The following is a 20,589-nucleotide window of genomic DNA, read 5'->3' on the forward strand; positions in this document are numbered from 1 at the left end:
TTATTCCATAGGTCCTTCTAAACTAAGACCTTTCGAGCAATCCTACCATTAAACATTGCACTTAGTGCAATGTTCATCACTAGCTTACAATTTATTTTGATAATAAATATAAAAAATACTGATAGTTAAGCTAATGATATTTATTTGTTTTACCCTGTGTTATTACCAATTATATTGCTCCTGTAAAGGTTTGTTAATGGTATTGGTAATAATATGTTGTTGACAAGTTGCTTTCCATTGGTTAGCTTATGGTGTCATTGATTCATGTACAAAACACATATCAAAAACGTTACATAACTATTAAAACTTAAAAACTACATACTAATGGTGGGGAATATGAAAACAACAATTACTACTAAGAAAACAAGACTGGCAACTACTGTTCAGCAAATGTTTACGGCAAAAGGTATTCGTAATAATTTATCAGTTGCCTGTTTAGGTTTAGCTCTACCTTTTGCTGCTTTGGCTGCCGATGAGCAAGCGACTACAGCTAAAGAGCAAGAGATTGAAGTGATTCAAGTAACAGGTATCGGGTAGTATGAAAGCAGCAGCACTAGTGAAACGTACTGATGGACGTATTGTTGATGCCATTGTTGCTGAAGATATTGGTAAATTACCAGACAACAACATCGCTGAAGCTCTACAACGTATTACGGGCGTATCAATCAACAGCGATTTTGGTATTGGTGATAGTGTTTCTATCCGTGGTTTACCCCAAAACCGTGTGGAGTTAAATGGTCGATCTACTATCGGTGATTCTCGTGATGGTATCAGTCTTCAAGATTTCCCCTCAAGCTTCTTAAAAACAGTTGAAGTTGTTAAATCTCCTACAGCCGATATGATTGAAGGTGCCTTAGGTGGTACCGTTAGTATGAAAACAGTTAGACCATTAGAGTTAGATGAATTAACTGGTGCTATGTCTATAGACGCCGAGTATGCTGATAAAACTGAAAATTGGGCACCTATCTTTAGTGGCTCAATTGGTAATAACTGGGATTTAGGTGATGCAGGTACTTTTGGTGCTATTGCGATGCTTTCATACCAAGACCGTGAAATTCGCCAAGATCAATATATAGAACGAACTTTGCTTAATGATATTGATATTGAAGGTTTAACAGGTAATGCGCCGAACGGTGATTTTGTTGTTAGAGATCAGCACACAATTGAACAATATGTAGAAAATCGTGAGCGTACAGCGGTTAACTTATCACTTCAATGGGCTCCTGAGTCTGGTCGTGGCATGGTATACCTTGACTTAAATGGTACACAGCGTAGCGGTAAACAAGCGGGTACTTCAATTATTGGTGTTGGTGGTGTGTTAGTAACTGACGCTAACACGACACAAGACAGCGGTGGTCAAATTAATAATTATAGTTTAGAAGGCGAATACGCAATTCCTAAAACTTATAGTGATTTCCGTGACACTGACTCTTATTCTCACGCACTTGGTGCTGAATGGGAACTTTCTGATACAGTAAGAGTTTCAGGTGAAATTGCCGTTGCCTCTTCAGAAAGTACTCGACCTGATTCTGAATTTACTTTACGACCTATTGAACAATCAGATGGTGTAAGCACTCATTTATATAACGGTACATTCTCTCAGTCAGGCGATAAACTGCCAAGTATTATTCATTCAGATCCTGGCGCATTTACCAGTGCTGAAAACTTAGCATTACGTACTTTTAAAAGCGAATTAAAAGAGACTACCAATGATGAAACTGCAGCACGTTTTGATATTGTGATGGATGAACCGCTTGGCGTAGAATGGCTTACTCAAGTAAAAGCGGGTGTTCGTGCAACCAAACGTGAATATGGTTATGAGCAATATAAAGTAGAAGTAAAAGATATTTACAAAAATGCAAAAAATGAAGATGGTTCTTTAGCGACTTTATGGATTGATGACTACAATGAAGCATTCCCTGGTAGTTTTGCCGCGAATAGATATGATAACTCTTTTGATCAAATAGGCTTGTCAGGTCAAAATGATCTATTAACATCTGTGATTTATAACGGTTTATCAAACCCTGCAAATACGTATAGCCAACTTCAGCAATTACTTGCCGGCACTAGCTTAGCATCAACAGGTACTTTAGCGGATAATTATGAATTTCAAAATGGTGCTTTCCGTGAAATAACAGAAGATACCGCAGCAATATATCTTTCAGCTTACTTAGACTTTGATGATATTACCGCTATTGTTGGTGGTCGTTATGTGACAACGGATCTTGAATCAGCTGTATATCTTAATGATGCCAAAGTAACGGGTAAAAACGATTACAGTGACTTTTTACCTAGCGTTAACGTAACTTATACTTTAAATGATGAGACCCTTGTTCGTTTTGCTGCTGCTAAAGTAATGCGTCGTGCAGATTTTGGTGAATTAAGTCCTGCATTTGATGTGAATAATGATACAACTAAAGCGACACAAGGTGCTATTGGATTAGAACCTTACCGTGCAACACAATTTGACTTGTCGGTAGAGCATTATTTTGGTGAAGGTAACATGGTTTCGTTTGCTATCTTCTATAAAGATGTTGAATCATTCTTAAGTTCTGTAAATACTTGTGTTGCTGATTCATCTACTGCAGGGCAAAATGTTACAGAATGGTATGCGGTATGTCAGCTTAACACTGCAGGTGTTGATAACACTGATATGGTATTCTCCAACAGTTCAGAATTTAATGATGCAGAAGGACAAGCTCATCTTGAAACATTAAGAGATCTTGGCCTTACAGGTATTGATACACAAAAAGATACCAATGGTGAAAACGGTAAAGTTCAAGGTTTTGAAATTGGCTATCAACAACATTTTGATTTCTTACCGGGTGCATTTTCTGGTTTAGGTATCAGTGCAAACTATACGTATGCTGATAGTGAACAACCTAACGGTAACCCATTGTTAGAAATTTCTAAAAACACGTATAACTTACAGGGTTTTTGGGAGTATGAAGATTACGCGGTTCGTTTAGCATATAACTACCGCGATGGTTTCTTAGCAACAGAAAGTGAAAAACGTGTTTTAAACTTTTCTGACAACTATCGTGCAGATAGAGGACAGTTAGATTTCTCTGCAAGTTGGGATGTTAGTGAAAACATGACGGTTGTTGCTAATGCAACGAACTTAACTGGTGAGGCGTCTATATTTGAATCTGAGTTAGGTAGCGCTTGGCAGTATACCGAAGCAGATCGCAGATTCACAATAGGTGTTCGCGCTAAGTTCTAAAATATTAAGAGCCTATTTATAGGCTCTTTTTTTTGTCTATACATAGAGTTCAGGTTAAATAAACTTTTTTCATCATTCGGTATTTATTATTGAATGATGAAACTTATCGTAGGAGAGAAAATAATGACTATGAATGGAAAAGTGGTAATTATTCTTGGTGGTGGTAGAGATATAGGCAGAGCGTGTGCAATAGATTTAGCTAAACAGGGGGCAAACATTGTTTTAACGTATCATGCAAGTAGTGAAACAGCTATATCTGCGGTTAAAGAGATTGAAGCGCTTGGTTGTAAAGCTTTAGCTTTACAAGCAGATTTAACCCAATCAGAAAGTGTGGAAAGCGTTATTAACACGACAGTAGATGCTTTTGGTCAAATTGATACGCTTGTGCATGTTTCAGGTGGCTTAATTAATCGAGTGAAGATTGCTGACATGACTAATGAACATTGGGACAATGTTATGGACGTTAATTTAAAGTCACTCTTTATGATGTGTCGCGCTTGTATTCCGCATATGAAAACAGGTAGTACTATTATTACTTTTGCTTCTCAAGCGGGGCGTGATGGCGGAGGAGGAGGTGCTGTTGCTTATGCGGCATCTAAAGGTGCAGTAATGACATTTACGCGTGGTTTAGCAAAAGAATTAGGACCAGAAATTCGAGTGAATAGTGTTTGCCCAGGTATGATTTCAACAGGCTTTCATGATACGTTTACACAAGATAGTGTGCGTGAAATTGTTCCGGGGCAACGGCATTGAAACGTGAAGGTGAATCTGAAGAAGTTGCTAAGCTTGTTACCTTTCTTGCAAGTCCATCTTCATCATACATGACAGGTAATTGCATTGATATTAACGGTGGTTTACTTTTTTCGTAGCTGATTTTATTGCTAGGTAGGCACTGTACTTTGTATTCTCTATAGTTAAATTACTTTTTAGTCATAAACCTTAGTTATAAACTACCGAGAATACTGAAGTGTTGCATGTTGCATAGCAATTGAACTGTGATAGTTAAATCAAAAAGATCAAGCTAACTGGCAATGTTAGGAATAGAGTATAATCCACGTTTTTCATTGTTTTTTCGTGTTATTTCTTCTAAAGCACGTGACTCTACAGCGTCAAATAAGACATTGATTAGTCGATTGAAATGGCTGTGCATAGCACTTCTTGCCTGGGAAGCATCACCAGATTTTAATGCTTGATAAATTGCTTTGTGTTCGCTGAGTGTTTTAGAATTATCCTTACTACAAACACTGTCATAATCTTTGATTATTTCAGGCGTTGAAGAACGAAGATTCCAAAGGTTTGTTACTGATAATATCATGGCATTGTTGCGTGTTGCATTGGCAATGATTTGGTGAAATTCTTTGTCAGCAGCAGCAATAAAATTACTATTTTCCATATCAACCAGGGTTTGATGTAAGCGAGCTAATTCATCCTCAGTAATCGTTGTAGCTGCAATAGCGGCAACTTCACCTTCAATTAATGCGCGTGCTTGCGTTACTTCAAAGGCATTTACCTTTTCTTGCAAGTCTAACTGATTAACTGGTTTTAGAACGTAAACACCTGAGCCTGTTTTTACTTCAACCTTACCCCTAACTTCTAATGCAATGATTGCTTCACGTATAGTGGGTCTACTGACATTAAATGTTTCAGCCAGTTCTCTCTCGGGCGGTAATCGGCTTCCGGGTGAGTACATACTAGAATCAATTAAGGCTTCTATTTTATCTACGATGCCCCAAAACAACCTACGGTTGCTGCTCATATTACTTCCTTAACGAATATCTTTTAATTATCTACGGTGTTTATTAGTCACCATCATAGCGTTTTCTTATGCTTATAGCAAAATTATTAAGTGAACTTTCGTTGTTTTTTTTATATTTTGGTCTAGGCGTGAGGAGCTGCTTAAGGTCGCTTTATTACTGCTCTCTGTTACCAATTTAGTTGGTGCTATGCTTTATTGGTAATGGTTGTTGGTTGACAATGCTTGTGGTAATTGGTTAAATGCAATTGTGTGGTGATTTTTATAGAGTCCGAAGAGCGCTAAAAGTGTTTTGTGTATCGATAAAAGCCTCATTGCAACCTAGCAAAAGAAAATAGAATAACGATATTTTATTTTCTTAACGTCAAACACGCTCTTAATTTAAAGGTATCTTAATGAATTTATTTTCTAACTTAATGGGAACGCAAACTTTGCTACCTATTATCCAAGCAAACACAGTCACCGATGGTGTTGAAATAGCGAAAGCTATGTCGGCAGCGGGTATAAATTTGGTTGAAGTGGTGTTAAGAACTAACGCCTCACTTGATATTGTCACTGCGATTAAGCGTGAGTTACCTACGATAAAAGTAGGTGCAGGTACGGTAACGGATGCTGATATATTAAAGCAGGCATTAGATGCAGGAAGTGATTTTATTATTACCCCAACTATATCAACCGCATTGTTAACGCATTTATCTCATTGCACAGTACCCGTTCTTCCCGGTGTGTCAAATGCATCTGATATTTTGTTAGCAAAAGAATTTGGCTACAAAGAGGTTAAATTGTTTCGCCTTCATTATCTGGAGGTGCGCCATTTTTAAAAGCGATGGGGGCTGTATTTAAGGATATTATTTTTTGCCCAACAGGTGGTATTAATGAAAATAATCAGCAAGACTTTCTTTCATTAAATAATGTGTTTGCTGTCGGCGGTACTTGGATCGCTAACCCATCTTGGGTTGAGAATAAAGAGTGGACTAAAATAACACAAGCCTGTGAAGCAGCACAAAAAAATAGTTAACCTTGTTATTTTTTACCTCAGTTTATATTTGCTAGGTTAGACAACAAGTTAAAATACGTTATATGATGTTTTTACTTGTTGTTTAACCTAGCTGTTTACCTTTAATATCAAAAACAGCTTGTTATTTAACAAGTTTGTACCTACTTCATAATAAACCCTAACTAACAAAGTTTATTATGTTGTCTTATCTATTACCTATACTAATCGGCGTTATCCTCATTGGTTATTCTGTCGGTAAACCGTATTGGCGTAACTATCAACGGGGTAAAATCACACGTCAGCCATTTAAAAAAGAGTGGCGCAAAATTATTCAACAACGAATGCCTTACTTCCGGCAGATGCCAACAGACTTACAGTTACAGCTTAAGCAGCATATTCAGGTGTTTTTGGCAGAGAAAAATTTTGTTGGTTGTAACGGCGTTCAAATTACTGATGAAATAAAAGTAACGGTTGCGGCACAAGCATGTTTATTATTACTCAATCGTAAAACAGATTTTTACCCCAAATTACAAACCATATTGGTTTATCCTAGCGCTTTTGTTAAATCACAACTTAGTAAAGATGCAGGGGGCGTGCAGTTTACGACAAAAATAGCATTGGCAGGAGAGTCATGGGATTTTGGTAAAGTTGTTTTATCTTGGCAAGACACAATAGCGGGAGCTAAAATTACGGACGATGGCCACAATGTAGTAATACACGAATTTGCACATCAATTAGATCAAGAAAGTGGTCGGGCAAATGGCGCACCTTTATTAGAAAAAGGACAAAGTTATCAATGTTGGTCTGAGGTGTTTGCTAAACAGTTTGCATTACTGAAAAAGCAAGCTAAAACAGGAAAACCTTCAATATTTGATTATTATGGTGCAACCAACCCCGCTGAATTCTTTGCTGTTGCTAGTGAAGTTTTTTTTGAAAAGTCACGCGAATTCTACCATGAGCATCCCAAACTCTACTTGCAACTAAAACAGTATTATCAAGTTGATCCTGTTAATTGGTTGTAAATTGACATATAAATTTACAAATTAAGAAAAGACGTGTCATGGTAGTGTGCAAGGGATGTCTTTAAGTGGGGCGTTAACACATCTTTTTTTAGTAATATTAACTGACTTGAACCTACTTGTTTACTATAGTATTACTCATAAGCCGTTATCGTAAACTGCGGTCATCTTCTGAACTATAAGTGAAATAAAATACAATTATGCGAATATTCCTCAAAGTCTTCATAATCATAATCGCCTTAATGGCTATCGTTATTGTGGCTGCAACACAATTAATCTCCACAGATGATATTGTTAATCAAGTTAGCACTAAAGTCGAGCAAGCTACTGGGCGTACCTTATCGGTTGATGGTGATAAGCAACTGAGCTTTTTCCCTTCTTTATCTATCGTACTTAATAAAGTACGTTTTGCTAATGCGCAATTCGGCTCAAGACCTAATATGGCAACTGTGGATGAGTTGAATATTCATATTCCTTGGCTGTCTATTTTTTCTGGGGAATTAACAATTGATAAATTTGTCATTGTTAACCCTGATATTTTATTAGAAACAACAGCAGAAGGTAATGTTAATTGGCAATTTTCTGTTGCAAATAATAATGAAACTGCCCGACCGACTAAACCTAGTGACAACACAGGTAAGGACTCAGACGTTGTGCTACCTGAAGGGTTTGATATTGCGCTTGGCCAAGTAGAAATACAAGGCGGTAAGCTGACTATTATTGATCATAAAAACAAAACAACAAAAGCTATCGATCAGTTAAGTTTGGCTGTTTTATTACCATCACTTAGACAAACGCTTACGGTTTCAGGCAGCGTTCGTTATATGGATAAAGTCTTTGAACTCGAATCAAACATAACCACACCCGAACGCTATTAATAACTTGACCATTTAAAGTGGAATTATCGTTACTATCAGCGTTAGTAAATGTGAATTATGAAGGTGAAATACAAAAACAAGGTCAGGATATTAAAGGAGCATTATCTATTTCAGGTGATTCTGTTAAACAAATATTAGCCTGGCAAAATATACCTTTAGTTGCTAAAGATATATTAGCCTGGCAAAATATACCTTTAGTTGCTAAAGATGAAGCATTTAACCAGTTCTCACTCGCTTCGAACATGCATTTTGCTAATAGCAAATTATCATTGAACGGCATCGCTATGGCGTTAGATAAACTAGCCTTTACTGGTTCATCAACAATAACTTTGTCTGAGCCTTTAATGGTTAAAGCGGATATTGATTTAGGTGCTTTAAACCTTAATCCATATTTACCAGAAACTGAGCAGGCTAAAGTTGAAAAGGAAGCTAAGAATGAACCTTTGGTATGGGATGATAGTGAAATAGATCTCTCTTCATTAGCATTAATCAACGCCGACTTGGCGATTAAATCAAGCGAACTACGCGTACGAGAAATAAAGCTAGGAGAGAATAACTTAGCGATTAAGCTCCAAAAAGGAAAAGCTACGATTGATTTACTTAATTTTAAAGCATACGAAGGCGAGGGAGCAGGTACTATACAAGTGTTAGCTGATAAAAAACCATATCAGGTTAACAGTAAATTTTTGCTAGAAAATATCAATGCCGAACCCCTACTTACTGATGCTGCAGGTTTTGACAAATTGATGGGTAAAGGTCAATTGGCGTGGGATTTATCAACCATTGGTCTTAGCCAAAAAAGTTTTATTGAACAACTTAATGGTGAGCTGAGTTTTAGTTTTGTTGATGGTGCCATTAAAGGCGTTAACTTAGCGGCTGTTGCTAAAAGTGCTAATAATATCATGACGGGTAATTTAGCCGCGGTCAGTTTAGACAGTGATTTTAGTAATGCAGAAAAAACCGATTTTGCGGCTTTAACAGGAACGTTTAAAATAACTAAAGGCTTGGCTAACACTAACAATATCTCTTTGCTGAACCCTTTTATTCGTGTATCAGGGGCAGGGGATATTGACTTACCACAAACCAAAATGAAAATGCAAATTGTTACTGAAATGGTGGCTTCAGTTGAAGGACAAGCCGCGCAAGAAGCTAGCTCTGGTATTAAAATTCCAATTAAAATTTCTGGGCCATTTCATCAAATCAAAATACGACCTGATGTCAGTGCAGAAGCGAAAGATAAATTAAAAGAAAAAGTGAAAGATAAAGTCAAAGATAAGCTTAAAAAGCTATTTGGCTAAGGTGGCTTATATTTATGAACACTTTTTTATATTACATACACGATCCTATGTGCAGTTGGTCTTGGGGCTATAGACCAGTTTGGGATGATTTGAAGTTAAACTTACCTAATACTATTCAAATAGAATATGTTGCGGGAGGCTTAGCACCAGACTCAAATAGTCCAATGCCAGTTGAGCAGCAAGCCATGGTAAAAGCACACTGGCATACTATTGAAAAAAAGCTTGGTACGCAGTTTAATTATGACTTTTGGGAGAAAAATACACCACGACGCTCAACTTATAATGCATGCCGAGCAGCTATTGCTGCTGATAATCAAGGTTATCAAGTCGCTATGGTTGGGGCGATCCAACAAGCTTATTATTTGCGTGCTTTAAATCCATCGGATAATGAAGTACTTACCGGTTTGGCAAAAGAATTGTCGTTAGATCTACCTCATTTTATTACTGATCTCTCGTCAACGGAAACTGAGCAAGCATTAATGCAGCAAATTCGTTTTGCTAGAGAGCTAACGCAGCAAGGTTTTCCATCTCTGGTACTCGAACATAATGGTGTTAGACATTCTATTGCCATTAATTATCAAAATTACTCTGCAACATTAGCGGATATTAGCCACATTCTTAATGCATAGTATGCTCAATGAATACTATTGCCGCATTATGTCATCCATAAACGTAGCAATATTGCCATTTTGCTACGTGCAGGCGAAAAAATAACCACTAAAGTTCAATATTAAGTGTAGGCTTGCGATTAATTCCTGTATAATATGCGACCTTATTATTTTGAGTGTTTTTGTTGTTTTCCTACGTTTTTGTAAATGGGGTTTTCTAACAAGTTATTATTCAATATTCGTTTGAAAAACCCAGGAAGATCAATTGATTACTACATCGAACATCACCATGCAATTTGGCGCTGAGCCTTTATTTGAAAACATATCTGCTAAATTTGGCAACGGCAACCGTTATGGTTTGATCGGTGCAAATGGCTGTGGCAAATCTACCTTTATGAAAATACTCAGTGGTGACTTAGCACCAACTTCAGGTAATGTGTCTGTTAGTAGTGGTTATAAAGTTAGCACTTTGGGGCAAGATCAGTTTGCTTTTGAACAACATAATGTTGTTGATACTGTCATCATGGGCGATATGGCATTATGGAAAGTAAAGCAGGAGCGTGATGCTATTTACGCGCAAGCTGAAATGAGTGAAGCCGATGGCATGCGAGTGGGTGACTTAGAGAGTCAATTTGCTGAAATGGACGGTTATACCGCAGAAAGTCGTGCCGGTGAAATACTATTAGAAGCGGGAATAGAAGAGTCTTTTCATTACGGCTCAATGCAACAAGTGGCACCGGGTTGGAAATTACGTGTACTACTTGCTCAAGCGTTATTTGCAAACCCTGATATTTTATTGTTGGATGAACCGACTAACAACTTGGATATTCATACCATTACTTGGTTAGAAGGTGAATTGAATAAACGTAAATGTACTATGATTATTATTTCACATGATAGACATTTCCTTAATTCAGTTTGTACTCATATGGCTGATATTGATTATGGAGAATTACGTATTTATCCTGGTAATTATGAATTTTACTTATCGCAGTCTGCTTTAATACGTGAACAGTTATTATCAGGCAATGCTAAAAAGGCAGCCGAAATTGAAGAATTGCAAGATTTTGTCAACCGTTTTGGTGCCAATGCTTCAAAAGCTAAACAAGCCAGTTCTCGCGCCAAGAAAATGGATAAAATTAAATTAGATGAAGTAAAATCATCAAGTCGTATTACGCCTAAAATCACCTTTGCACCAGGTAAAAAAATGCACAGACAAGCATTAGAGCTTGAAGATTTAAGTCACGGCTTTGATGGTGAAATGCTATTTGAAAAAGGTAACTTGTTATTAGAAGCAGGTGCTAAGTTAGCTATTATTGGTGAAAATGGTGTCGGAAAAAGCACTTTGCTACGTTGTTTAATGAACGAATTGGTGCAAACTGAGGGCGTGGTTAAGTGGTCTGAAAATGCCTCATTAGGTTACTGCCCACAAGACAGCGGTAGCTTTTTTGATAATGAGTTAACGTTGATGGATTGGATGTCACAATGGCGCAGACCTTGTCACAACGACTTAAGTGTTCGTGGTATGTTGGGTCGCTTACTATTTACCGATGACGACGCGAATAAAAAAGCAAGAAACTGCTCCGGTGGTGAGAAAAATCGTCTATTATTTGGTATGCTGATGATGGCAGATGTAAATGTATTGATTATGGATGAACCAACAAACCATATGGATATTGAAGCGATAGATGCTTTAAATAACGCACTTAAAGTATTTGAAGGTACCTTGATTTTTGTTAGCCATGACCGTGAGTTTGTCTCTAGCTTAGCAACACGTATTATTGATATTAAAGAGAAAAAACTAGTTGATTTCCAAGGGTCATTAGACGAATATCTTGCCAGTCAAGTTAATACAAAGAAAGTTGCCTAAGTTGTTAGGTTATTTACGAAGTCACCTTTTTAATAAATTGAAAAACAGAGAGCTTAAATGTTTCACCCTTTGATAAATTACAGTTTGATCTTGCGATGAAAATCCCAAAACGCATACAACCATTAGTTGATGATGGATTAGTTGATGAAGTGATCAGTCAACTAATGAGTGGTAAAGAAGCGACTGTGTTTATGGTTCGTTGTGGTGATGAAATTCGTTGCGCTAAAGTATACAAAGAAGCCAATAAACGTAGTTTCAAAAAAGCAGCGCAATATCAAGAAGGCAGAAAAAGTAAAAATAGCCGACGTGCAAGAGCCATGGAAAAAGGCTCTAAATATGGTCGTAATCAACAAGAGCAAGCATGGCAAAATGCAGAAGTTGATGCACTTTATACACTTGCCGAGGTCGGTGTTAGAGTACCACATCCATTCGGATGTTTTGATGGTGTTTTGTTAATGGAATTAATCACTGACGAATCGGGTGATGTTGCGCCTAGGCTAAACGATGTGGTGATGTCTAAAGAGCAAGCCATTGAAGATCATCAATTGGTGATGTTGTATGTGTTACGTATGCTATGTGCGGGCATTGTTCACGGCGATTTATCAGAATTTAATGTGCTTGTTGATGAATATGGTCCCGTTATTATTGATTTACCACAAGCGATAGACGCTTCAGCTAACAATAATGCGAAAGCCATGTTAATTCGTGATGTTGATAATATGACTCAATATTATGGCCAATTTGCGCCTGAGCTGCTTTTAAGTAAATATGCGCAAGAAATGTGGGCATTATATGAACGTGGTGAATTAACGTTTGAAACAAAACTCACTGGCTTGTTTAAAGAAAGCGATGTTTCAGCAGATGTTGATAACGTTATTGAAGAAATAAAAGCCGCTTTTATTGAAGAACAAGATCGCTTGCAACGAATCGCTGAAGCGAATGAGGTAGAGTAGTAAGCGAAATCATGTAGGGCGTACTATCAATCTCAGCAACTAATGACCAACAAACGCTGTCCGAAGGATTCGGCTAAAAGCGTTTTACTCTTTGTTGAGCAGTATTTGCTTATAATGACTAGGCTACACACTACTCGCCGCGATTAAAACGCTGTTATCTCGAACAAAATTTAACCGCGAAAGGTCAACAGACCCTAGCATTTAATACTTTTTTAAGGGCGTTAAATATTGCTCAAAGTGTCGCCATTGTTCTGTGGCACTTTTATAAATAGGTTGGCGAACTTGTTCTGAACTTGGTGTTTTTATCGTCCGTTTGGTTTTATGAAAATCAAGACAAGATTGTTCAAAATCAATACCACAAAAATCAAGCATTCTTCGCACTTGTGTTTCTAAGTTTTCCACAACATCTTCATGGTTTACTGTTAAAACAAAGCCTGGTAATACCTTCTCCCAATGTGCCATCAACTTTAAGTAGGCGTTATAATAACGACCAATATCTTCAAGGTTGTAACTAAAGTCTTGTCCTTGTGCAAATAGCTGTTTAAAGCCACTAAAGCAACATGCCATGGGAGAACGTCTTGCATCAATAATTTTAGCATTAGGGAGTATTAATTTGATTAATCCTATATGCAGAAAATTATTAGGCATTTTATCAATAAATAATGGAGCTTGTTCTCTGTATGTTTGGGTCTCATTGATAAATTGTTGGCCAAAACGTTGAAAATATTCGGGATTAATCTCGTTTAAATTTTTGGGATACTGGCTTTCTTTTGTTGATGGTTGCCGCCCTTTTAATCGAGAGGCTAAACCTAAAATATTATGCAATTCCATGGTGCCATCAACTTGGCTGTGTGAGGCAAGTATCTGTTCAAGTAAGGTCGAGCCTGCTCGGGGTAAACCAACAATAAAAATAGGATCGTTTGCTTTATGTCCTAAATTTCCTCGTGCTGCAAATAACTCGGCAGTACAATATTTTATTTGTTCTTCTACTTGTTGCTCTATTTTAGTAATGTCAAAGCCACTAATATCATGTTGTAGCTTGTTTCCTTCCGGTAAGACTGGAAAGCTTGCTTGTAATCTTGTCTGTCTTCAAAAGCTTTCCCTGTTGCGAAGAATAACTGTATTTTATCTGTTGCGGGTAAGTCTATATTGGTTTGTTGACTTTGCATTTGGCTAATTTCTTCATCACTAAACCGATAAGTTTTGGTATTCGCTAAACTCCAAAAAGCATCACCATAACTTGGGTTTAATTGATATGCTTTTTGGTAAGAAGTAATTGCTTTAGTGATGTCACCTTTAGCTTTTAACGCATGGCCAAGTTGCAGTTGAACGTGTGCGAGTTGGATATTTTTTTCCATGCTTAATGGTGCCATGTCATTTTCCGCTTGCGCTATCGTTTGTTCATATAACGCAATGGCTTGCTCTGTTTTACCTAAGCCAGTTAATGTGTTCGCTTTAGCTATGTTAAAGCTGAGGTTATTAGGTTGCTTTAGTAATAACATGTCAACTTGTTGCTCTGCCGCTTTATATTTACCTAATTGAATAAGTAAATTAAGGTATTGAGAGCGGGCATAAATATGTGTTGGCGCTAATTCTAACGCACTGGCAAGTAGAAACTCGGCGTCATCGTATATTTTTAGTTCCATGCCTATTTCAGCAAGTAAACACATTCCCTCAACGTGGTGCTTGTTATTTTGTAAAAAATGTCGACAAATTTGTTCTGCTTTTAAGAGTTTCCCCTCATGCATGTATTCTGTTACTGCAAGTAGAGCAGGTGGGAATTTTTTTAGTTTTTCTAATTGGTTGGCTGTTTTTTGCACTTTTTCTTGCTGCCCTGAGCTTCTATAAAGCTCGATTAGCTCTTGCCAACTGGCTACTAAGCTCGGGTTTAGCTGTACTGCTTTTTCAAAGGCACTTTTGGCTTGTTCAGGTAGATTTAAAGCGAGAAAATTGTAGCCTTGTTCTTGACGAGCTCTACTGTGTTTTTTGTCAAGTTTATGTAAATTGTTAATACTATCTAGCGCGTTATCATATTTTTTAGTGTAGCGTTGGGCGACAGCAATTAAATACCACAATTGAATTTTGTGTTGTGTATCCATTGTGTTTTGTCGCAATATCTGACCTTGTGCTATAGCGTCGTCAAATTTAGCTCTTTGGATTAATTGTTGAATAGCTTTTAATTGAGTTTCAATTGTAGAAGTAGTGGTTTGGTTCAACGATTTTTCTCCAGAAAAATTTGTATTTAATTAGGGTTTATTGATCTTTGCTGCAAGGAATTTACATAGAAAAACTATGCTGCATTCCTAGCGCCGCGATCAAAAAGCATTTAATTCGAACAAAATTTAAACATGAAAGGTCAACAGACCCTATTATTATTGCTGATACTCTATCAATAAAAAGCCGTTTGATACATATCAAACGGCTTCAATATAAATACGAATATAGTCATGATATTTATATTTATCGGCGATTAATCAAAAACAACTATTTAATAAAAGTCGTATGAAAATCTAAAGCCGATAGTACGTGGTCTATTGGTTACAACCTTTGGTGTAAATTGTTGTGAATCAATATATAATACAGCGCTCTTATCAGTTAAATTATCTATGAAAACTTCAGCTTTCCATGAGTCATTAGTTACCCCAAAGCTGAGATTAGCTAAGATGTAGCTGTCTTGCACATAACGACCACCGACAAAGGTTTCACCGTTACTGTCTTTGTAATTAACACCTGAATAAACGTCCGCTTCTTTTTCAATACTTAAGCCTGTTCCCGTTCCATAAACTAAGTTAGTAGTATCTTCAAGTACGTATGCATCCATTGTCATACTGGCTAATCTATCACCAGTGTAGCTGACCGAGCCATTAATATACCCTGTTAAATCTTTTCCAAGTGAATAGAAATACTGGGCTTGTAAGTTACCAGAGAATTCAGCTGAATAAGGTAATTGACTACCAACAGAAGGGGCTATACCTTTAAGTTCATTGTTAATTGACGTTAATTCAGAATCGATAAAACTAAAAGCACCGCTAATAATTAAGTTATCAGTGGCTGCCCAAGTAAAGTCACCATCAATACCTTTTATTTCAGCATCACCCACATTATCAGTAAACACTAAGAAACTGATATTCGTTGGATCAAATCGTGACGTTTGTAGATCTGAAATTTTTGAATAATATGCGGTAGCATTAAAGCGTAAACTTTGGTCAAAAAGTGTGGATTTAAAACCAATTTCAATATTGTCTAAACTATCGGTTGTTGAATATACCGGTATACGGAAACCGTCAAATGCACCTTCTTGGTTTTTGGCTAAACCGCCGCCAACTCGGTTGGTAACCGGCGGTCTAAAACCTTCAGAATATGAGGCAAATAACATAACGTCATCCGATATCTTCCAATCAAGTGACGCTTTAATAATAGTATCGTCAACCGTTAACTTACCATCATTATCAAGTAAGTTGGTGTCTAATTGGCCACTGGCTACAGCGGCTTGAATGGCGGCGGCCTCTTGAGCACCGAAAAATTCAGTTAACGCCGTTTCGCTACCATCGCCAAAGGCTCGTAACCTACCACTCACGTCAACGGTTGAAGTAGAGCCTTTATAAGAGTCTTCTATTTCATACCAACGAGCGCCAAAACTTGCAGTAATGGTATCAGTGATATCAAATTCAATCTGGCCAAATAAAGCAACTTGATCGATTGTGTGGGTAATATCATTAACAAAACTCACTTCTCTTGGAAAAGGTCCACCATTACTGTTGATACCTTCTGTGCCTTTAAGGGTTGTTGATAAATTATCAAATTTTTCAGTATTAGCGATATTGAATTGACCTACTGTTGATAATTCTTGCGAGTCATAAAACACGCCTGCAGTAACACGCCGCGATTCTCTGATGATGTATTTATGCGAAATTCATGGGTGATACGTGAAGTACTAGTTTGTTCTTTATAAAACTTAGTAGGGTCAAGACATTCTTGTTCTGTTTCAGGAATTCCTGCATAGTTACAAACATAATAAGCGGCAAAAGAGCCACCATTAGTATAGCCGGTGTAATCGATAGTCGAATTGATATCTCTGTCAAGATAACCACCCGTATAAACTAAATCAAGATGCTCAAGTCGTCCTTCTAATGTCCACGTGGTTAAACCAAAATCATCATTGTTATTTTCTGGTGTAAAACGGTTGGTTGATGTTTCACCCTCAAGGTTCGGATCATAAGCGAACACACCTTCAGTATCTAAGGATTGTTGGGTATGTTGAACTAAAAGCTCCCAATCATCGTTAAATAAGTAAGATAAACCAAAACGTGCACCCGGCATAATCAGCAGTATTGAAATTATCTTCAACTAAGGCATCATTTTTTGGAATGGTAACGGGTACGCTTTCAGGATTGGTGAGTGCACCGCCAGAAATTCGGCTGATAACTTCAGCGCTACCAATATAACCGCCTTCACCAGGTGTGTTTAGAATATTATCTATCCAACCACCTTGGTGATCATTGTAAGTAGCAACACGTACAGCAAGTGAGTCAGTTAATGACATATTAAAATATGCTTCAACTGAGTTACTTAAATCGCCGCCACGAGTGGAACTTGTACTGGTATCAAAACCTGCGGAAAATCCGTCATGTGTTGGCTTGTTGGTAATTAAGCGTACTGTGCCAGACTGAGAGCTAGCGCCAAATAACGTACCTTGTGGCCCTGGTAATACTTCTATTCGTTGAACATCAGTAGCATAAATATCTAAATTACGCCCCTGCATGGAAACCGGTTGTTCATCTAAATAAAAAGCAACAGAAGGTTGTAGTGCTTGAACAGATGAAACTGAAATATTGGTTTGTGTGGTTGCTGCGCCACGAATATAGATTTCGTTCTGACCCGGGCCTGTGCCTTGAAAAACAACGTTAGGTAGAAATTCTACATATTGATCAAAATTAGCAACACCAAGTTTTTCTAAGCTGTCACCAGTTAATGCGGTTACTGTAACGGGCACATCTTGAATTGATTCAGTTCGTTTAGTTGCTGTGACTTCAATAACTTCTACTTTTCCTGTTTCTTGCTTCTTAGCTTCTTCAGCATAGAGAGAGCCTGATGTGGTTATGGCTGCTAGCATAGCAATATGCAGCTTAGTGAATTTCATATTTATTTCCCTTAGTGTTTTTATCATATTTTAAAATAATATGATTAGAGTTCTAACTATATTTTATTTTTGAGGTAGTTTAACAAATATTGATGTGTGTTAATAGTTATCTAATATTAAGGTTGTTTAGGGAATACTATAGTTGCTTAGGGTTTATTTGCTATGATGCTAGAGTATTGTTTGTGTACAACAAAGCTTAGCATATATAATATCAATTCAAATTATATCAATTCAAATTAAATTTTAGGAAGAAAATTGTCTGTGACTGTTGAAAGTAAATTAAATAAGAAAGTATTTTTTGGTGCTTCGTCAATTATCATAATACTTTTACTTTATACAGCGGTGCTACCTAAGCAAGCGCAAAGTTTATTCTCGCTTATTCAATCGAATATTATTGAAAATGGCAGTTGGTTTTACGTCCTTAGCGTAGCCTTTATTTTCTTTTTTGTTATTTTTCTCGGACTGTCCCGCTATGGTGACATTCGTTTAGGCCCTGATCATGCAACACCTGATTACTCGTTGACCTCATGGCTCTCCATGTTATTTGCTGCCGGTATGGGGATTGGGCTCATGTTTTTTGGTGTCGCAGAGCCTTTAATGCACTTTTTGTCTCCCCCTACAGCTGAAACAGGTACCGTTACTGCGGTTAAAGAAGCAATGAAAATGACTTTTTTCATTGGGGCCTTCATGCTTGGGCTATTTACGCCATTGTGGCATTAGTCTTCGGCGTACTTTAGTTATCGGCACAATTTACCTCTGACCTTACGTTCAGCTTTGTACCCTTTAATTGGAGAGCGTATTTATCAATGGCCAGGACATTTGGTTGATATATTTGCGGTAGTAAGTACCGTGTTTGGTGTCGCTACTTCCCTTGGCCTAGGCGCTTCTCAAGTAAATGCCGGTTTTGGATATTTATTTGATATTGATGTATCTAGTACAAACCAAATAATTATCATGTGCTTGATTATTGGGCTCGCTGTTATTTCTGTCGCATCAGGATTAGATAAAGGTATAAAAATACTCTCTGAAACAAACATGGTTCTCGCTGTAATTTTATTAATGCTTATTTTTGTGCTTGGCCCCACGGTATTTTTATTGCAAGCCTATTTGCAAAATATGGGAGATTACTTAGCAGACATTGTGCATAACACATTTAATTTATTTGCCTACAAGAAAACAGATTGGATAGGTGGTTGGACCATATTTTATTGGGGTTGGTGGCTTGCCTGGGCACCTTTTGTTGGCTTGTTTATTGCCAGGATTTCTCGCGGTCGTACGATACGGGAATTCATTATAGGAGTAATGTTGATACCGACTTTATTTACTTTATTTTGGATGACAATTTTTGGTAATAGTGCAATTGATTTAGTGTATAACCAAGGGGTTGTAGGCTTAGGTGAAATGGTAAGCAAAGACTCCTCAGTAGCGTTATTTGTGTTTCTTGAAAGCTTTCCTTTTACTGCCGTATTATCATTTTTTAGTGTGCTAATGATCGTCATATTTTTTGTTACCTCGTGTGATTCTGGCGCTATGGTGGTTGATATGCTTTGCTCACATGGTAAGAATGACACCCCACTTTGGCAACGTATTTATTGGGCTATTGGTATTGGGGTCGTGGCAGGAATACTCTTGTTGGTCGGGGGGCTTAATGCATTACAAACCATGACTATTGCCAGTGCCTTACCTTTTACTATTGTCTTATTACTTGCCATTGTTGGTTTAATTAAGGCTTTACGAGTTGAAGCGTGTAAACAGGAAAGCCAATTAATAACCGCTATCCCACATTCTAGTAGTGAACATGACGATAGTTGGCAAACACGATTAAAAAACGTTGTTGATTTTCCTAATAAAACGAATGTAAATAAATTTATTAGTCAAACGGTAGTGCCAAACTTTTGATTCAGTAGCAAAAGAACTACAGGCTAATCAGGTAAAGGTGAATATTTCAGATAAAAATGGACTGAGCTTAGTTGTTGATCACGGAGAGTCGCAAAAATTTGTATATAGAGTACTTGCGAGAAAATATTCACAACCTGATTTTAATCATGAAAACACAGAAGCTGAAGAAGATGAACAAAGTTATTACCGGGCAGAAGTTCACTTAGTGGAAGGTGGGCAAGACTATGACATTATGGGGTGGTCAAAAGTGGCAGTGATTAATAATATTATTGATCAATACCATAAACATCTGCACTTTTTACATTTATTACGCTAATTTGGGTATATAAATTAGTTTTTTGGAATATTGTCTTTGTTCGTCGGAAATCATGGCGTCCGGCTCTAATAAAGGGGCTGCATCTAATTCGTTTGCATCCATCATGCCTGCAAGACGCTCCATTGAAGAGAGAAGCTGTGATTGCTCCCATTGAGCTAGATTAGAAAATTTATCTATAAAGTGCTCTTGCAGTGGCTGTGGCGCGTTAAGTAAAAGCGCCTGACCTTTTTCCGTCAAAAATAATCCTACTTTTCGTTTGTCTTGGGTATTTCGTATTCTGGAAACAAGGTCTTTATTTTCTAATCTATCTAGAATATTGGTCACCGTTGCAGCACTCAAGTTAACACTTTTTGCTACTTGACTAGAATTGACACCAGAGGCTTTGTCTATTTCAAGTAAAATTAACAATTGTGGGCTTGTTAAACCTGATGTTTTACTGAGATGTTTTGAATGTAAATCTATCGCTCTAATAACTTTTCGTAGTGCAATTAATAACTCTTGATGTTTTTCCATAATGATATGCTGTTATGTTTGGCTAACATTAAGTGTAATCAAAATTAAAAGCACTGCCTAGCTAAATGTTGTAAGTCGTATGACAAACTTTGTTATCCGCTTTTTCTAGGTTTATATCGCAA

12 protein-coding genes and 4 pseudogenes are annotated in these 20,589 nt (G+C 37.3%); 11 read left to right on the top strand and 5 right to left on the bottom strand.

The features are described from left to right. Positions 1-390: 390 nt before the first annotated feature. The 3 genes and pseudogenes from L3081_RS19725 (at position 391) to L3081_RS27365 (ending at position 4,092) form a co-directional block, all read left to right on the top strand. Positions 391-3,223, top strand: a pseudogene (locus L3081_RS19725) (TonB-dependent receptor). A 123-nt stretch (positions 3,224-3,346) separates the two neighbouring features. After that, the gene (locus tag L3081_RS19730; RefSeq protein WP_274620665.1) at positions 3,347-3,976 is read left to right on the top strand and encodes an SDR family NAD(P)-dependent oxidoreductase; all 630 of its coding nucleotides are present in this window, start codon (positions 3,347-3,349) and stop codon (positions 3,974-3,976) included. Beyond that, on the top strand, positions 3,973-4,092 hold the full coding sequence (locus L3081_RS27365; protein ID WP_274620666.1) for an SDR family oxidoreductase: 120 nt from the start codon (positions 3,973-3,975) through the stop codon (positions 4,090-4,092). Before L3081_RS19730 ends, L3081_RS27365 begins: the two co-directional genes overlap by 4 nt. A gap of 152 nt (positions 4,093-4,244) precedes the next feature. Here the strand turns inward: L3081_RS27365 and L3081_RS19735 are convergent, their stop codons facing one another. Further along, the gene (locus L3081_RS19735; protein ID WP_242287948.1) at positions 4,245-4,979 is read right to left on the bottom strand and encodes a FadR/GntR family transcriptional regulator; all 735 of its coding nucleotides are present in this window, start codon (positions 4,977-4,979) and stop codon (positions 4,245-4,247) included. Positions 4,980-5,371: 392 nt separating this feature from the next. Between L3081_RS19735 and eda the strand changes: the two are divergent. The 7 genes and pseudogenes from eda to L3081_RS19770 all read left to right on the top strand — a co-directional run bounded on the left by eda (position 5,372) and on the right by L3081_RS19770 (position 12,599). Then, positions 5,372-5,994 (top strand): annotated as a pseudogene (eda, locus tag L3081_RS19740) (bifunctional 4-hydroxy-2-oxoglutarate aldolase/2-dehydro-3-deoxy-phosphogluconate aldolase). Positions 5,995-6,170: 176 nt separating this feature from the next. Then, complete coding sequence (locus L3081_RS19745) at positions 6,171-6,995, top strand: M90 family metallopeptidase (protein WP_242287949.1); 825 nt, start codon at positions 6,171-6,173, stop codon at positions 6,993-6,995. A 197-nt stretch (positions 6,996-7,192) separates the two neighbouring features. Beyond that, on the top strand, positions 7,193-7,870 hold the full coding sequence (locus tag L3081_RS19750) for an AsmA family protein (RefSeq protein WP_274620667.1): 678 nt from the start codon (positions 7,193-7,195) through the stop codon (positions 7,868-7,870). A gap of 17 nt (positions 7,871-7,887) precedes the next feature. After that, the gene (locus tag L3081_RS19755; protein ID WP_242287953.1) at positions 7,888-9,168 is read left to right on the top strand and encodes an AsmA family protein; all 1,281 of its coding nucleotides are present in this window, start codon (positions 7,888-7,890) and stop codon (positions 9,166-9,168) included. A 14-nt stretch (positions 9,169-9,182) separates the two neighbouring features. Then, positions 9,183-9,797: a DsbA family protein gene (locus tag L3081_RS19760; RefSeq protein ID WP_242287955.1), complete on the top strand. Its 615-nt coding sequence runs from the start codon at positions 9,183-9,185 to the stop codon at positions 9,795-9,797. 244 nt (positions 9,798-10,041) lie between these two features. Further along, positions 10,042-11,646: an ABC-F family ATPase gene (locus L3081_RS19765; protein ID WP_242287957.1), complete on the top strand. Its 1,605-nt coding sequence runs from the start codon at positions 10,042-10,044 to the stop codon at positions 11,644-11,646. Positions 11,647-11,741: 95 nt separating this feature from the next. Beyond that, entirely contained in the window at positions 11,742-12,599 is an 858-nt protein-coding gene (locus L3081_RS19770; RefSeq protein WP_242287959.1) for a PA4780 family RIO1-like protein kinase, read from the top strand. A 201-nt stretch (positions 12,600-12,800) separates the two neighbouring features. Here the strand turns inward: L3081_RS19770 and L3081_RS28590 are convergent, their stop codons facing one another. From L3081_RS28590 to L3081_RS19780, 3 genes and pseudogenes are all read right to left on the bottom strand, one after another. After that, positions 12,801-13,625, bottom strand: coding sequence for a sulfotransferase family protein (locus L3081_RS28590; protein ID WP_338027434.1), 825 nt, complete (start codon positions 13,623-13,625; stop codon positions 12,801-12,803). Then, a complete protein-coding gene (locus L3081_RS28595; RefSeq protein ID WP_338027423.1) occupies positions 13,598-14,815 on the bottom strand; it encodes a tetratricopeptide repeat protein in 1,218 nt (405 codons plus the stop codon). Before L3081_RS28595 ends, L3081_RS28590 begins: the two co-directional genes overlap by 28 nt. 272 nt (positions 14,816-15,087) lie before the next feature. After that, positions 15,088-17,739 (bottom strand): annotated as a pseudogene (locus L3081_RS19780) (TonB-dependent receptor). Between the two features lie 261 nt (positions 17,740-18,000). Here L3081_RS19780 and L3081_RS19785 point away from each other — a divergent pair. Continuing rightward, positions 18,001-19,954: pseudogene (locus tag L3081_RS19785) on the top strand (BCCT family transporter). On the opposite strand, the gene L3081_RS19790 reads toward L3081_RS19785, so the two are convergent. Beyond that, the gene (locus L3081_RS19790) at positions 19,946-20,467 is read right to left on the bottom strand and encodes a MarR family winged helix-turn-helix transcriptional regulator (RefSeq protein ID WP_242287961.1); all 522 of its coding nucleotides are present in this window, start codon (positions 20,465-20,467) and stop codon (positions 19,946-19,948) included. The pseudogene L3081_RS19785 and the gene L3081_RS19790 overlap by 9 nt on opposite strands. Positions 20,468-20,589: the final 122 nt, after the last annotated feature.

It is taken from the genome of Colwellia maritima (genome assembly GCF_022669015.1).
GTDB lineage: Bacteria > Pseudomonadota > Gammaproteobacteria > Enterobacterales > Alteromonadaceae > Colwellia > Colwellia maritima.

Excerpts from the sequence above, each read along its gene's own strand:
- L3081_RS19770 (WP_242287959.1), top strand. The coding sequence starts at position 11,742 with ATGAAAATCCCAAAACGCATACAACCATTAGTTGATGATGGATTAGTT.
- L3081_RS19760 (WP_242287955.1), top strand. The coding sequence starts at position 9,183 with ATGAACACTTTTTTATATTACATACACGATCCTATGTGCAGTTGGTCT.
- L3081_RS19730 (WP_274620665.1), top strand. The coding sequence starts at position 3,347 with ATGACTATGAATGGAAAAGTGGTAATTATTCTTGGTGGTGGTAGAGAT.
- L3081_RS19790 (WP_242287961.1), bottom strand. The coding sequence starts at position 20,467 with ATGGAAAAACATCAAGAGTTATTAATTGCACTACGAAAAGTTATTAGA.
- L3081_RS19750 (WP_274620667.1), top strand. The coding sequence starts at position 7,193 with ATGCGAATATTCCTCAAAGTCTTCATAATCATAATCGCCTTAATGGCT.
- L3081_RS19735 (WP_242287948.1), bottom strand. The coding sequence starts at position 4,979 with ATGAGCAGCAACCGTAGGTTGTTTTGGGGCATCGTAGATAAAATAGAA.
- L3081_RS19745 (WP_242287949.1), top strand. The coding sequence starts at position 6,171 with ATGTTGTCTTATCTATTACCTATACTAATCGGCGTTATCCTCATTGGT.